Source organism: Halomonas sp. N3-2A (assembly GCF_002216165.1).
Classification (GTDB): Bacteria; Pseudomonadota; Gammaproteobacteria; order Pseudomonadales; family Halomonadaceae; genus Vreelandella.
In genome coordinates, this window is record NZ_CP022286.1 from 1,149,595 (window position 1) to 1,163,441 (window position 13,847).

At 52.7% G+C, this 13,847-nt stretch carries 14 protein-coding genes; 11 read left to right on the plus strand and 3 right to left on the minus strand.

Annotated features, from left to right (window positions below; all coding sequences use genetic code 11):
- Positions 1 to 63: 63 nt before the first annotated feature.
- Together CEK60_RS05360 and CEK60_RS05370 are read right to left on the minus strand one after the other, a co-directional pair.
- Complete coding sequence (locus CEK60_RS05360; RefSeq protein ID WP_089038152.1) at positions 64 to 522, minus strand: MerR family transcriptional regulator; 459 nt, start codon at positions 520 to 522, stop codon at positions 64 to 66.
- 361 nt (positions 523 to 883) lie between these two features.
- Positions 884 to 1,486 (minus strand): glutathione S-transferase family protein, encoded by a 603-nt coding sequence (locus CEK60_RS05370; RefSeq protein WP_089038154.1) that lies wholly within the window; start codon positions 1,484 to 1,486, stop codon positions 884 to 886.
- Between the two features lie 150 nt (positions 1,487 to 1,636).
- Here CEK60_RS05370 and CEK60_RS05375 point away from each other — a divergent pair, with 150 nt between their 5' ends.
- The 4 genes from CEK60_RS05375 (at position 1,637) to bla (ending at position 4,784) form a co-directional block, all read left to right on the plus strand.
- Positions 1,637 to 2,533: a LysR family transcriptional regulator gene (locus CEK60_RS05375; RefSeq protein WP_089038155.1), complete on the plus strand. Its 897-nt coding sequence runs from the start codon at positions 1,637 to 1,639 to the stop codon at positions 2,531 to 2,533.
- 89 nt (positions 2,534 to 2,622) lie between these two features.
- Positions 2,623 to 3,162 carry a GrpB family protein gene (locus tag CEK60_RS05380; RefSeq protein ID WP_089038156.1) on the plus strand — a complete coding sequence of 180 codons (540 nt, stop codon included), beginning with the start codon at positions 2,623 to 2,625 and terminating at the stop codon, positions 3,160 to 3,162.
- 97 nt (positions 3,163 to 3,259) lie between these two features.
- The gene (locus CEK60_RS05385) at positions 3,260 to 3,826 is read left to right on the plus strand and encodes a GNAT family N-acetyltransferase (RefSeq protein WP_089038157.1); all 567 of its coding nucleotides are present in this window, start codon (positions 3,260 to 3,262) and stop codon (positions 3,824 to 3,826) included.
- A gap of 64 nt (positions 3,827 to 3,890) precedes the next feature.
- Complete coding sequence (gene bla, locus CEK60_RS05390) at positions 3,891 to 4,784, plus strand: class A beta-lactamase (RefSeq protein WP_089038158.1); 894 nt, start codon at positions 3,891 to 3,893, stop codon at positions 4,782 to 4,784.
- Between the two features lie 90 nt (positions 4,785 to 4,874).
- Here bla and CEK60_RS05395 read toward each other — a convergent pair whose 3' ends face one another.
- On the minus strand, positions 4,875 to 5,774 hold the full coding sequence (locus tag CEK60_RS05395) for a LysR family transcriptional regulator (protein ID WP_089038159.1): 900 nt from the start codon (positions 5,772 to 5,774) through the stop codon (positions 4,875 to 4,877).
- Positions 5,775 to 5,971: 197 nt separating this feature from the next.
- Here CEK60_RS05395 and leuC point away from each other — a divergent pair, with 197 nt between their 5' ends.
- The 7 genes from leuC to CEK60_RS05430 all read left to right on the plus strand — a co-directional run bounded on the left by leuC (position 5,972) and on the right by CEK60_RS05430 (position 13,763).
- Positions 5,972 to 7,423, plus strand: coding sequence for a 3-isopropylmalate dehydratase large subunit (leuC, locus tag CEK60_RS05400; RefSeq protein WP_089038160.1), 1,452 nt, complete (start codon positions 5,972 to 5,974; stop codon positions 7,421 to 7,423).
- A gap of 3 nt (positions 7,424 to 7,426) precedes the next feature.
- Entirely contained in the window at positions 7,427 to 8,074 is a 648-nt protein-coding gene (gene leuD / locus CEK60_RS05405) for a 3-isopropylmalate dehydratase small subunit (protein ID WP_089038161.1), read from the plus strand.
- Between the two features lie 42 nt (positions 8,075 to 8,116).
- A complete protein-coding gene (leuB, locus tag CEK60_RS05410; RefSeq protein WP_038483705.1) occupies positions 8,117 to 9,196 on the plus strand; it encodes a 3-isopropylmalate dehydrogenase in 1,080 nt (359 codons plus the stop codon).
- Between the two features lie 128 nt (positions 9,197 to 9,324).
- The gene (gene asd / locus CEK60_RS05415) at positions 9,325 to 10,437 is read left to right on the plus strand and encodes an aspartate-semialdehyde dehydrogenase (RefSeq protein ID WP_089038162.1); all 1,113 of its coding nucleotides are present in this window, start codon (positions 9,325 to 9,327) and stop codon (positions 10,435 to 10,437) included.
- 168 nt (positions 10,438 to 10,605) lie between these two features.
- The gene (locus tag CEK60_RS05420; RefSeq protein WP_089038163.1) at positions 10,606 to 12,147 is read left to right on the plus strand and encodes a type IV pilus assembly protein FimV; all 1,542 of its coding nucleotides are present in this window, start codon (positions 10,606 to 10,608) and stop codon (positions 12,145 to 12,147) included.
- A gap of 24 nt (positions 12,148 to 12,171) precedes the next feature.
- Positions 12,172 to 13,131: a tRNA pseudouridine(38-40) synthase TruA gene (truA, locus tag CEK60_RS05425; RefSeq protein ID WP_089038164.1), complete on the plus strand. Its 960-nt coding sequence runs from the start codon at positions 12,172 to 12,174 to the stop codon at positions 13,129 to 13,131.
- Complete coding sequence (locus tag CEK60_RS05430; protein WP_089038165.1) at positions 13,128 to 13,763, plus strand: phosphoribosylanthranilate isomerase; 636 nt, start codon at positions 13,128 to 13,130, stop codon at positions 13,761 to 13,763. Before truA ends, CEK60_RS05430 begins: the two co-directional genes overlap by 4 nt.
- Positions 13,764 to 13,847 lie beyond the last annotated feature (84 nt).

Consider the following 13,847-nt stretch of genomic DNA (forward strand, 5'->3'; position numbering starts at 1 on the left):
GGACCGCCGCTGGTGTCATGCTAGCGGCTTATTTCTTCTTGGGCGTGGGGCGTAGCGTTAGTTCTAACTCAAGTCGTTAGCACCTCCATGCGAGTTTTCAGTGATACAGAGCTGATGATCACTGATGACCTCAATGATTCGGCAGCTTTCCACTTTGCCACCGGCACACTGCGTGACCATTCGTTGAAGCTCCTCACGCAGTGCGGACAGTCGCTGAAGGCGGGATTCCACTTTCTTTAGGTGATGTGTGGCGATGGCATCGACTTCTTGGCAAGGCATCTCAGGTTGATCTGACATGGCCAAAAGCTCTCGCACTGATTCCACCGAAAAGCCAAAGTCTCGGGCATGACGAATGAAGGTCAAACGCCGCACCGCGTCGTCTCCATAGCGGCGCTGCCCCCCGTTGGTTCGTGTCGCATCGCGCAGTAGCCCAATACGCTCGTAATAACGAACTGTTTCAGGTTTGCAATCGGTTCGTCGTGCTAGCTCACCAATGCTGATACTTTGGCCGATCATCGACATGGTAAAACTCCTTATGCAGGGCTGAAGCTATAGTTGCTATAAGGTTTGCACTTCAAAACCATCGCTCATTGGGAGGAGCGGCACCACGATCATGGTGGCCCCTCGCAACAGGCCATTGAGGGCACTCCTAGCGAACTAGGCTATCAAGAGATTTCCCATGATGGCCAAGCACGCGCAGCTGGTTTTTTGTCCCCTTGGCGGCAAACCGCTAAAAAGCGCTTGGTCATTATCACAGGAAATCTACTGAAGGTATCGCCGACAACCCGATTTTTAACAGCGTGGCTGTGTCAGCCAATAGAAAGCGATATGAAGTTGAGCTGGGGCAATTTTAAGCAAAGCAATTGTCAGCATGGAAACGTACCTACTCCGCTATGATCGCAGTGTGGTTCGGGTGAGACGCTACCCGATCCAGCCATCGGCAAACGTTGGGATAATTCGCCAATGTGAACCCGCCATCTTCCGCTACATGGGTATAAGCGAAGAGAGCGATATCCGCGATGGTGTAGCGGCCTGCGACGAACCAATCCTGCCTTGCTAAGTGATCGTCCATAAGCGCTAACGCTTCGCGCCCTAGTGCTTGTTTACCTGCGAGCTGTGCTTGGCGTTCATCGTTCAGGCCAAGGTGAGTTAGCCAGAAGCGCGGTGTGGCGATGTTGGGTTCGTGGCTGTACTGTTCAAAGTTCATCCAGCGCAGGGCCTGGGCCTGGTCCCAGCGATCTTCCGGCCAATAATCACTCTCTTGGGCTAGATAGTAGAGAATGGCGTTCGACTCGCTGAGAAAGCGGCCGTCGTCGAGTTCCAGTACTGGAATCTTGCCGGAGGGGTTCTTCTGCAAGAATGCTGGAGTTCGCGTTTCTCCATGCACGATATCGTAATGGCGATAGTCATAAGTTCTATCCAGCAAATTCAGTAATAGGCGCACTTTGTAGCCGTTGCCGGAGGGTAGGTAGTCGTGCAATATCATCGTCGTCTCCTGTGAATTGAACGCGTGGGTGGCCGGTCTGGAATGCACACCCAAGCCATGGAGGACAGTGTTTCGCTTTCCGCGAAGTTCGACAAACGAATAGTACTGATATCAGCCATCAGTGGGGCTGATGAATAGAGGCCTCGTTACATGGATATGGATCTCCTGCGCACCTATATTGCCGTGGTTGATACCGGCAGCCTTACCCGTGCCGCGCGTCAGGTGCACCGAACTCAGGCCGCGCTCAGCATGCAAATGAAGCGGCTGGAAGAGCAGGTCGGCTGCAGCTTGTTCTTTAAAGAAGGCCGCAATCTAGAGCTCACCAACGAGGGCAAACGTCTTGTCAGCTACGCTCGCCGATTGCTGGCAATGCATGATGAGGCGCTAGTTCAACTGAGATCGAGCGCCGCTTTACCGACGTTGCGTATTGGCAGCCCCGATGACTACGCCCAGAGCCTGCTACCTTTGTTGGTAGATACCCTTCATGATCAACACCCTAGTGTTCAGCTACAGCTGATATGCGCGCCTACCATCACGTTGAGAAAGCAGCTGGATGAGGGAGCGCTGGACTTGGCTATCCTGACGCGAGCGGCCAACAGTGATGAGGGCCATGTACTGATGCTTGATAAGGGAATCTGGATACAGCACCCGGAATTTGACTGGCAGCAGCACGAAGCGTTGCCTTTGGCTCTGTATGAAGCCGACTGCAAATTTCACAGCTCGGCTCTGGATGGCCTAAACAAAACACGCCGCGCTTACCGCATTAAGGCGCTCAGCGCCAATACCGGAGCTTTGATGGGGCTGGTTCGGCAGGGCAAGGCCATCACTGCGGCGGCGACGGCTTCCTTGCCGAGTGATTTGGTCGAAGTCGATGCTGCCCATGAAATGCCGGCACTGCCTAGTATTGATATTGTGCTGGTCAGCTCTTCCTCTGGGCATCCTCTGGTGTCGGTGAGTTGGGCGGGTGAGTTGGCAAAAGCGTTATCGCTTAGGCTTCACGACGCACAGAAAATAACCGAGGTCTGTCGCTATGAGCGTTCAGTTTAGGCGTGGTAATAACATCGCCACAGTGATCGGACGGGTGTACATGGCCATGGTTATTTTTGATCAGGTTGATAGTGCAAGGGATAGTGACGATGGATGAAGCAGAGTCCCTTAACAGGGCGATTAATGAGGAAGTGGTAATCTTTCCATATGATGCTAACTGGCAACGAATGTTCGAGGAGGAGCGAGAGCGTCTCTTTGATTTGTTTCCAGATGATTTTTTGGCGATCGAACACGTTGGGAGTACAGCCGTACCGGGGCTTTCTGCCAAGCCAGTTATCGATATCTTGGCTGGAATGGACTCGATGTCACGTGCCGATAAATTAATGGAACCGTTGTGCCGCGCAGGCTATGCAACATCAATGGCGTTCAACGCTTCGCTAGTTGGTCGGCGTTGGCTTATGCGGTGGGCCAAGGGGCGTAGGACGCATCACTTACACCTCATGGTCTACGGTAGCCGTGAATGGGATCAGCGCTTGGCATTTCGAAACATACTGCGTACCAATGCTGAGCTAGCCCAACGGTATGAGAAGAATAAGCGGTTATGGGCGGCAGAATTTAAGTCAGATAGAGAAGCCTATACGGCTGCCAAAGCGGGTTTTATCCTGGAGGCACTGAAAAGTGCAATATAGGAAGTGCAATATAGATAGCTTAGGTGTGATAACCGCTTTACGTTGCGGCTTGTAAAGCTGCACGTGTTGGCGGCGTTATGCAAAAAAGGAGGCATAAATGTCAGAAGGGTTGTTTTTCCCAGTGATCGAAACCAAACGGCTAACACTGCGGCCATTAGCAGCCGCTGATTCAGAAAGCCTGCTAGACATATTTTCTTCCCCTGAAGTGATGAAATATTGGAATACGGCACCTTGGTCAGATATTCAGGACGCTTTGGATTTTGTTGATGTCAGCAACGCTTCGATGCTGCGTGAAGAGTCACTAGTGCTTGGGATATATCTAAAGTCAACAAGTGATCTGGTGGGTAAGTGCATGCTGTTTAGTTATGACAAAGAGTCTAAGCGTGCTGAGGTCGGCTTTGGCTTAGGCCAACGCTATTGGGGCAAAGGCTATATTAATGAGGCGGGTGAAGCCTTGATACAGTATGGCTTTAATGCACTGGGGCTTCGTCGTATTGAAGCTGAAATTGACCCAGATAACCACGCTTCAGCGAAAGCGCTTGAGAAGCTTGGCTTTACTCTAGAAGGGGTGCTTCGGCAGCGATGGGAAGTGAATGGTGTTGTCTCTGATTCCGCGTTGTATGGAAGGTTGGTAAGTGACCAGCCGCCAACTTCTCTCGATTAATAAACCTTCCAGGCCCTGTATGCGGCGGGCACCTTCTACCCTCATTATAGATTTTAAAAGGATGATGAAAGTGGATTGCAAACAACGAGTTTCGCGCTGGGTTATATCGATTTGCTTAATAGCGGTTCCTTCTGTGTTGATGGCTCAGGATGATAATTTGCTTACAGAGGTTGAGCGTATAGAGGAGCAGTTGGATGCACGCGTTGGTTTTGCAGCCTATGACCTGGAAACTGGGCAGCGCTGGGAATACAACGCAGACCAGCTGTTCGCGATGTCCAGCACTTTTAAAACCTTAGCGTGTGCATCGCTGCTGCAGCGTGTGGATGAAGGAAGTGAGCAACTCGAAAGACAAGTGAAAGTATCTGCTTCTGACATTGTCACCTATTCACCCGTTACCGAAGCGTATGCGGATAACCGGGCAATATCGCTGTTTGAACTCTGCGAAGCGACGATGACAACCAGCGATAACACCGCGGCTAACCTGATCTTACAGGCGATTGGTGGACCGCAGGCCGTGACGGCGTTTGTGAGAGACTTGGGGGATAGTGTCACGCGTTTGGACCGTTGGGAGACAGAGCTAAACGAGGCTGCTCCACATGATGAGCGTGATACCACCACGCCCAATGCAATGGTAAGTAACCTTGAGAAGCTGGTAGTGGGAAACGCGTTATCGCCCCAGTCGAAAAACCAGCTGCGTGAATGGTTGGTTAATAATGAAGTGGCTGATGGCTTGTTTAGGTCACAAATGCCTGATGAGTGGGTAATTGGAGATCGAACGGGAGCCGGTGGTTTTGGTTCAAGATCGATAACCGCTGTTATATGGCCGCCTGAGCGCGAGCCTACCATTGTGGCGTTTTATATCACCGAAACTGACGCATCCTTTGAAGAACGAAATAGCGCGATAGCTGAATTGGGCAGTGTGATCCGAGAGGTTGTGGAGACGGATAGCGCTTTGTAATTGTTCAGGCATCGCTTCGCGGGTGATTGATAGGCCCGCGTATCGCTTTCCCGCAACATTGGTGCGTGCCCACAACATTGGTGCGTGCGGCTAGTTGAGAGTGGCGTGGCGGGTGCTTTCCAGTTCTTCAATCATTTTTTTAGCGGCATTGGAAAGCGTACGGCTGGTGTGGACGAGATAGCCCAACGGGCGCTGGATGGGAGCGGTGTCTACATTGAGCTCGATGAGTTCGCTATCGATCATGTTTTCAGGTAGTAGGCTCCAGCCCAGGCCCACGCTACACATCATTTTCAGCGTTTCTAAATAGTTTGTCGCCATGCTGACGGGAAGCTGTAGGCCCACTTCGGCAAAACGTTGGCCAATCAAGGTGCGGGTAAAGGTTTTGGCACCTGGCAGCACGCAATTGAATTCACATAATTCAGTCAAGCTGAGCGGGCTGCTGGTGTGGCGGGTACGCTGCGCCAGTGGGTGGTCGGTGGCGCAGACAAAACACAGCCGGTCGCGCCATAGCTCTACCACGTGAAGCTGTTCAACGGGGTGGGGGGCGAGAGTGACTATTGCCATCTCCAGCGTGCCGTCGACCACGCCTTGGTAGGCTAGCTCTGAGTCCAGAAAGTGCAGGTCTAACGCCACTTCCGGGTGGCGGTGAGTGTATTGCTTTAAAAGCGGGGGCAGTCGGTGTAGGCCGATGTGGTGACTGGTGGCTAGCATTAGCTTACCGCCTACTTGGCCGGAAAGATTGGCGAGTGCTCGGCGGCTGTCTTCCACGGTAAACAGTATGTGCTGTGCTTTGGGAAGTAATACATTGCCCGCTTCGGTCAGCGCAATGCGCCGCCCGATGCGGTCAAATAACCGGGTGCCAAGTTGGTCTTCCAGAGTAGCGATACGTTTGCTTACCGCAGGCTGGGTTAAATACAGTTGTTCTGCCGCGCGGGAAAAGCTCTGGGTTTCGGCAACGGCCAGAAATGCTTGCAGGCTTTGAGTATCCACTTGCGACTCCCTGAACAGGTATTTCTAACTAGGTAGTTAATAGGTGCTACTGAATAAGTATTCCAGTTTGGAATCTAATCTATGAATAACATGAATTGCTTTTATGCGCGACTCGCGTGACACTGCCTGTATAGCCACATAAGCAGCACGTAGAGGCTGCCATACCGAACTAGCAGGGCAATGCCCAGGAGAGCAACATGTCAGGTCAAACGCTTTACGACAAACTCTGGAATCAACATTTGGTGAAACAGCGTGACGACGGCACGGCGTTGATCTATATCGACCGCCAGTTGCTTCACGAAGTCACCTCGCCCCAGGCGTTTGAAGGACTGCGCCTGGCTAATCGCAAGCCTTGGCGTTTAGATGCTAACTTGGCAACGCCTGACCACAACGTGCCTACGACGGTAAAAGAGCGCGCTGAAGGCAATAGCGGTATTAAAGACCCCGTGTCGTTAATCCAAGTACAAACCTTGGACGATAACTGCCTTGAGTACGGCATTGAAGAGTTCAAAATCAACGACCCGCGCCAGGGTATCGTGCACGTGGTAGGCCCAGAGCAGGGCGCAACGTTGCCTGGTATGACCGTGGTGTGCGGCGACTCCCACACCGCTACCCACGGTGCATTTGGTGCCTTGGCCCATGGTATTGGCACCTCAGAAGTTGAGCACGTCATGGCGACCCAGTGCTTGCTGGCGCAAAAAATGAAGAACATGCAAGTGCGCGTGGAAGGCGAACTTGGCCTGGGCGTGACCGCTAAAGACGTGGTGTTGGCGATTATTGGCAAGATTGGCACCGCTGGTGGTACGGGCTATGCCATTGAGTTTGCCGGTAGTGCGATTGAGTCGCTCTCTATGGAAGGCCGCATGACCGTATGCAATATGGCCATTGAAGCGGGTGCCCGTGTGGGCCTGATTGCCGTCGATGACACGACGATTGATTACCTGGCCGAGCGTCCCTTTGCGCCCACCACCCAGCAGTGGGAAGCCGCCGTAGCCGATTGGCGTAACCTGGTTTCCGATGCCGATGCGCAGTTCGATAAAGTAGTTACTCTGCGAGCTGAAGAGATCGAGCCTCAGGTCAGTTGGGGGACTAGCCCGGAAATGGTCACCGGTATTTCCGGCCAAGTGCCAGATCCCCAAGCCGCGCTGGATGACACCGTGCAGCGCAGCCATGCGCGTGCCCTCGAATATATGGGCTTGCAGGCAAACCAGAAAATTACCGATATCAAGCTCGATAAAGTATTTATCGGCTCCTGTACTAACTCGCGTATCGAAGATTTACGCGAAGCGGCCAAGGTAGCGAAAGGCAATAAAGTCGCTGGCTCGATTAAGCTTGCCATGGTGGTGCCGGGCTCTGGTTTGGTGAAACGCCAGGCGGAAGCAGAAGGCTTGGATAAAATCTTTATTGAAGCAGGCTTTGAATGGCGTGAGCCGGGTTGCTCAATGTGCTTGGCAATGAATGCCGACAAGTTGGGCGCTGGTGAACACTGTGCATCAACGTCTAACCGCAATTTTGAAGGTCGCCAGGGTTACGGCGGTCGCACACATCTGGTGAGCCCTGCGATGGCCGCGGCGGCAGCGATTGCTGGTCACTTTGTTGATGTACGTACCTTACCCGCTAACGACACTAGCCACGCGCAGGAGGCCTAAGCCATGAAAAAGTTTGAACGTTTAGAAGGAATCGTCGCGCCGCTTGACCGTGCTAATGTCGATACCGACCTGATTATTCCGAAGCAGTTTTTGAAGTCGATTAAGCGCACTGGCTTTGGCGTGAACTTGTTTGATGAACTGCGCTACCTGGATGAAGGCCAGCCAGGACAAGACTGTTCGCAGCGCCCGCTGAACCCAGATTTTGTCTTGAACCAACCGCGGTACCAAGGTGCTGAAGTATTGCTGGCGCGCCGCAACTTTGGCTGTGGTAGCTCCCGCGAGCACGCCCCGTGGGCGCTCGAAGATTTTGGTTTTAAAGCGGTGATTGCGCCAAGCTTTGCCGATATTTTCTACAACAATGCTTTCAAAAACGGCATTCTGCTGATTACCTTGGAAGAAGACGTTGTTGACCGCCTGTTTGCGGAAGTGGCAGGCAGCGAAGGCTATCAATTAGACGTAGATTTAGAAAATCAGCGGGTCATTACGCCCAGTGGCGAAATTCTCGAATTTGAGGTGGATGCGTTCCGTAAGCACTGCCTGCTGAACGGCTTGGACGATATTGGTATTACTCTGCAGGACGAAGACGCAATTCGCGCGTTTGAAGAAAAACACCGCCAGCAGCGTCCTTGGTTGTTCCGTCAGCCTGCGTAAGTGTTCATTCACCTTTAACGTTTGAAATGCTAAGGAAATTGCATGACTCATAAGGTATTACTGCTGCCGGGTGATGGTATTGGCCCTGAAATTGCGGCTCAGGCGGCTCGTTTGCTGAAGGCCTGCCAGGAAGCTGGTTTGGATATCGACGTCGAAGAAGGACTTGTCGGTGGCTCTGCTTACGATGTTCACGGTGAGCCACTGCCTGCTGAAACCCTTGAAAAAGCCAAGGCAGCCAGTGCTATTTTGCTGGGCGCTGTCGGTGGCCCCAAATGGGACACACTCGAAGACCTTTCCAAGCGTCCTGAAAAAGGCCTGTTAGGTCTGCGGAAAAACTTAGGTTTGTTCGGCAACCTGCGTCCGGCCATGCTTTATCCGCAGTTGGCTAGCGCCTCTAGCTTGAAGCCGGAGTTAGTGGCTGGGCTGGATATTATGATTGTCCGCGAGCTTACCGGTGGCATTTATTTCGGCCAGCCACGTGGCATTGAAGAGCGCAACGGCGAGCGGGTGGGTTTTAACACCTACATCTACTCTGAAAGCGAAATTGAGCGCATTGGTCGCGTCGCCTTTGAAATGGCTCAGAAGCGCGGCAAAAAACTCTGCTCGGTCGATAAAGCCAACGTATTGGAAGTCACTATTCTGTGGCGTGAAGTGATGGAGCGTTTAGCACCAGAGTACCCGGATGTTGAACTTTCCCATATGTATGTGGATAACGCCGCCATGCAGTTGGTGCGCGCGCCGAAACAGTTTGATGTGGTAGTGACGGGCAACATGTTTGGCGATATTCTTTCCGATGCCGCTGCCATGCTTACCGGCTCTATTGGCATGTTGCCTTCAGCGTCGCTAAACGAGAGTGGGCAGGGCATGTACGAGCCTTGCCACGGTAGCGCGCCGGATATCGCTGGGCAGAATATTGCTAACCCGTTAGCGATGATGCTGTCGGTCGCGATGATGTTACGCTATTCATTGAATGAAACCGCCATGGCTGAGCGCATTGAAGCCGCTGTTGGCAGTGTATTGGATGATGGCTTGCGTACTGCTGACATTGCCTCTGAAGGAACGCGCCGTGTCTCTACCGATGAGATGGGTGATGCCGTATTGGCGGCCTTCGCAAAAAATTAAATTATGTATAAAGCGTGCTAACTAATTGACGCTGAAAGGTATTAACAGTCGGCCACCCTAGGGGTGGCCGACGTTGTGTCTAATATTTGTGTATAATATCGCTCTCATTCTTAGTTGGAGGACTTCACATGTTGAAAGTCGGTTTCGTGGGATGGCGTGGCATGGTTGGCTCAGTGCTGATGCAGCGCATGCAGGAAGATGGTGATTTTAACGGTATTGAACCGGTATTTTTCACCACCTCCCAAGTTGGTCAGCCTGGCCCCGATATCGGCGTGGACGTGCCTCCACTGAAAGATGCGTTTGATATTGATGCGTTAAAAGCACTGGACGTGGTGGTTACCTGTCAAGGTGGCGACTATACCAAGCCGGTTTATAAAGATTTACGTGAGGCGGGCTGGAAAGGCTACTGGATTGATGCGGCCAGCACCCTGCGTATGGAAGACGAAGCGACCATTATTCTGGATCCGGTCAATCGTAAGGTGATCGATAACCAGTTAGCGAAGGGTGCTAAAACCTTTGTCGGCGGCAACTGCACCGTGAGCCTGATGCTGATGGGCTTGGGTGGCTTGTTCGAAGCAGACATGGTCGAGTGGATGACCTCCATGACATACCAAGCAGCTTCCGGTTCAGGCGCCAAGCACATGCGCGAGCTATTGAACCAGATGGGTCAACTGCGCGACAGCGTAGGCGAAGAGCTGAAAGATACCTCTAGCGCGATTCTGGATATCGACCGTAAAGTGACGGCTGCAATGCGTAGTGGTGACTTCCCCACGGATAATTTCGGTGCGCCGTTAGCGGGTAGCTTGCTGCCATGGATCGATACCAAGCTTGATAACGGCCAAAGCCGTGAAGAGTGGAAGGGCAGCGTTGAGACTAACAAGATCTTAGGTTTGCAAAACAACCCGATCCCCATCGATGGCCTTTGCGTGCGCATCGGTGCAATGCGTTCTCACAGCCAAGCGTTCACTATTAAGCTGAAGCAAGATGTGCCGCTTGACGAGATTGAAGATCGTATTGCTAAGCATAATGAGTGGGTTCAGCTGATCCCGAACGACAAAGACGCTACAGTTGCTGGCCTAACGCCCGCTGCTGCGACTGGCACGCTGCAAGTACCGGTCGGTCGTCTTCGCAAGCTGAATATGGGCGGCGAATACTTGTCAGCCTTCAGTGTTGGTGACCAGTTGTTATGGGGTGCTGCCGAGCCGCTCAAGCGTATGCTGAAGATCTTACGCGAGCAGTAGAGCACGCCACGCTTAAATAAAGGCGTTGATAAAAACGGGAAGCTGTACGCAGCTTCCCGTTTTTTTATTCTCTGGGTGTGGTAAAAAGGATGCAGAGTGTAATTTTGCTAAGTAAATGTAAGAAAGTGTGGCTTAGCCGCAATCAAATAAAAGGCAGCAGAGGCCTTTATGAGAAAACAGTTAACAGGGATGTTGGGGCTATCGCTGAGCGCTATTAGCCCGCTGGCAATGGCGCTTGGGTTGGGCCAGGCAACGGTAAGTTCGCCGTTAGATGCGCCGCTTGAAGCCACTGTGCCGCTTCAGGAAAGCGAGCATTTCGCGCTGAGTGATTTACGTGTCGACCTGGCAAACGAATCGGCGTTTAGAGCGCTGGGGTTGGAGTGGACACCCCTTACCGCAAGTATCAGTGTTCAGGTTCAGGAGCAGCCTGCCGGGCATCGACTTTTGCTGCGCTCTTCCCAGGCAGTTCATGAGCCATGGTTGGATCTACTGTTAACGATTTCTTCGCCAGAAGGGCGGCAGACGCGCGCTTTAACGCTGTTGTTTGATCCACCCGAATACGCGTTAGGTAGCCCTATTGACGCCATTGGCTCGGCCGAAGCGACCAGCAGCGCAGCCGCTTCTATGGCATCGGCCGCACGCGATATTGTCTACGTAGCCAGTGGCGATACTCTTTGGAGCGTTGCCGCAAGGGTGAAGCCAGCCGATGTAACCATTCAGCAAATGATGACGGCGCTCTTAGCCGCTAATCCTGCTGCGTTTCCCACTGGCAATGTAGATGAGCTCCGTGCAGGCCAGACGCTCAATATCCCTACCCGTCAACAGGTTGCGTCACGAACGTCCAGCAATGCTGCCCCGGCAATTCAAGCGATGCGCCAGCCTGTAGGCCGTCAGGCCGAGCCCCAAGAAAAACCTGAAACCCTTAGTGATTCGAGCATGGAGCAGGCGGGCGAGCCAACCATGGAAAGTGTCGACCAGGGCACTAATCCATCCCCGCAAACATCCGATACTGTCGCCATCGAGCAAATGCTCGCTGAACAGCTGTTGGAGGGTCAGGATAGGCTGCTAGCGGCGCTTGACGAGCGCGAAGAAATGCATGATGAGCTAGCGGTGCTGCGTCAAGAGGTGGCGTCGCTAGCACAAGCATTGAGTGCTTCTCAGCGCGAGCTTCAGCAAGCTCAAGCAGTATCTGATGTGCTGGCGGGGAGTGCCGCGCTGATGGCAAACAGCCATACAGCTAACGAGATGCTTAACCTGAACCGTTCGCAGAGTGCGTCAGACACGCTTGTTGAGCGCATTACTGCCTATCAATGGCCGCTTGCTAGTACTGCGTTAGCGCTTTTGTTGGGAGCGCTAGCCTGGTCGCGTAGGCGTCGTGAACGGCAGTGGGAAGATGTTGCACCCACTTCCTCAGTTTATAACGCTGATACGATGCCAACCGCTACGTCTTCACCTACTACGTCTTCACCTACTACGTTTTCAACTACCACGCCTTCTTCTACTACTGAGCCACCAGCGCGGGATTCATCAACGGCCGATACAGTACCTGCTAACAGTGAGCCAGGGCCGATAGTTGAGGCCGAACGGCAGGAGACGTCTTCACCTCCAGGCGTGGGACGCAACCAATATAGAGGAAAGAGCGTCGAGGAACGCTGGGAAGTCGAAGAGGTGGCATTTGAGCCTCGACGTCGGGATAATGGTACACCCTAACTATCTTCTATGTGACGTGGCTTCATGACGCTGTTTTACCATTTTGACGAAACAAAGCCCCTAACGGGGCGCCTAGCGATGGGCATTGAATATGATGGTACGCGCTTTTGCGGCTTTCAGCGTTTGAAACACGCAGCTTCTGTTCAACAAGCGGTGGAAGATGCGCTAGAGAAAGTGGCCAGCGCGCCAGTGCGTATTCATGCCAGTGGTCGAACCGATTCTGGCGTGCATGCCACTCGTCAGATCATCCATTTTGACCCGCCTGTTCAGCGTTCTGAGAAAGCCTGGATTTTTGGCAGTAATACCAATCTTCCTAGAGACGTCGCTGTGCGCTGGGTAAAACCTGTGTCCGATGACTTCCATTCCCGCTTGGGCGCACTTGGGCGTCGTTATCGTTATATTTTGTTGAATCAACTTAGTCGTCCGGTGTTAGAGCGCCACAACGTAACTTGGTGTCGAGATCCGTTAGATGCCGATGCCATGCATCGGGCTGCGCAGGCTCTGGTAGGCGAGCATGACTTCAGCAGCTTTCGAGCGGCGGGCTGCCAGTCCAAAACGCCTTGGCGGCAAATGCACTTTGTAGAAGTGAAACGCTATGGGCCAATAGTGGTCATTGATATTCAGGGCAATGCTTTTTTGCACCACATGATTCGCAATATTGCGGGGGCACTGGTTAGCGTAGGGCGCGGTTCACAAGATGAAGGGCACATTGCGCGCCTGCTGGCACTGAAGAATCGCCGAAAAGGCGATGTCACAGCGCCAGCCTGTGGCCTTCATTTTGTAGACTCACTTTATGATGAACGATTTGATCTGCCCAAAGAGCCGTTAGGCCCCAACCTGCTCGCATTTACCGGTGAGTGGACCGGGGAGCGTCAGTTACCTGATAATCCGCGCATTGCGGCACGGCGCAAGTTGACGTTTAAGAGTCAGACGCCTTTAAACCAAGAGTCAGCGCCTTCAGAGCAGCAGGAGGCCCCATTATGAACGCGCGTTCTGGTCGTACGCGGATTAAATTCTGTGGCTTAACTCGCCATGAGGACGTCGCGCTGGCAGCATCGCTGGGTGTGGACGCGCTTGGCTTCGTGATGTGGCCTAAGAGCGCCCGCAGCATAACGCCTGCTGTGCTGGAAGAGTTGGCAGTGGAAGTGCCTGCCTTTGTGACGCGAGTGGGATTGTTTGTTAATCAGCCCGCAGAATTCATTGAGCAGTGCTTACCTTACTTGGATTTAATTCAGTTTCATGGTGATGAGCCAGCCTCGTTCTGTCAGCAGTTTGGACGGCCTTGGATTAAAGCACTGCGCATGCGTGATGATATCGACCTGCATCAGGCGGCGGCTGACTACTCGCTTGCACAGGCGCTACTATTAGATGCCTATCGACCTGGTATCCCAGGGGGAACGGGAGAGACGTTTGATTGGTCTAGAATCCCCGCAACCTTAGAAAAACCTGTTATCCTGGCTGGTGGGTTAACGGCTGATAATGTGGCTTCTGCGGTTAACCAAGTAATGCCTTATGCTATTGATGTCTCTGGCGGTATAGAAATATCTCATGGCATAAAAGATGCCGAGTTAATGGCATCTTTTGTTCAAAATGTGGCGTTAGCCAGCGCCCATTAAGCTCATTGCGTAGCGTACCCAACAGGGTGACTACGCCTCATTGTTAGTTCATTTATTGTTTGCCTGTTCTGGCGATCTTGTGAG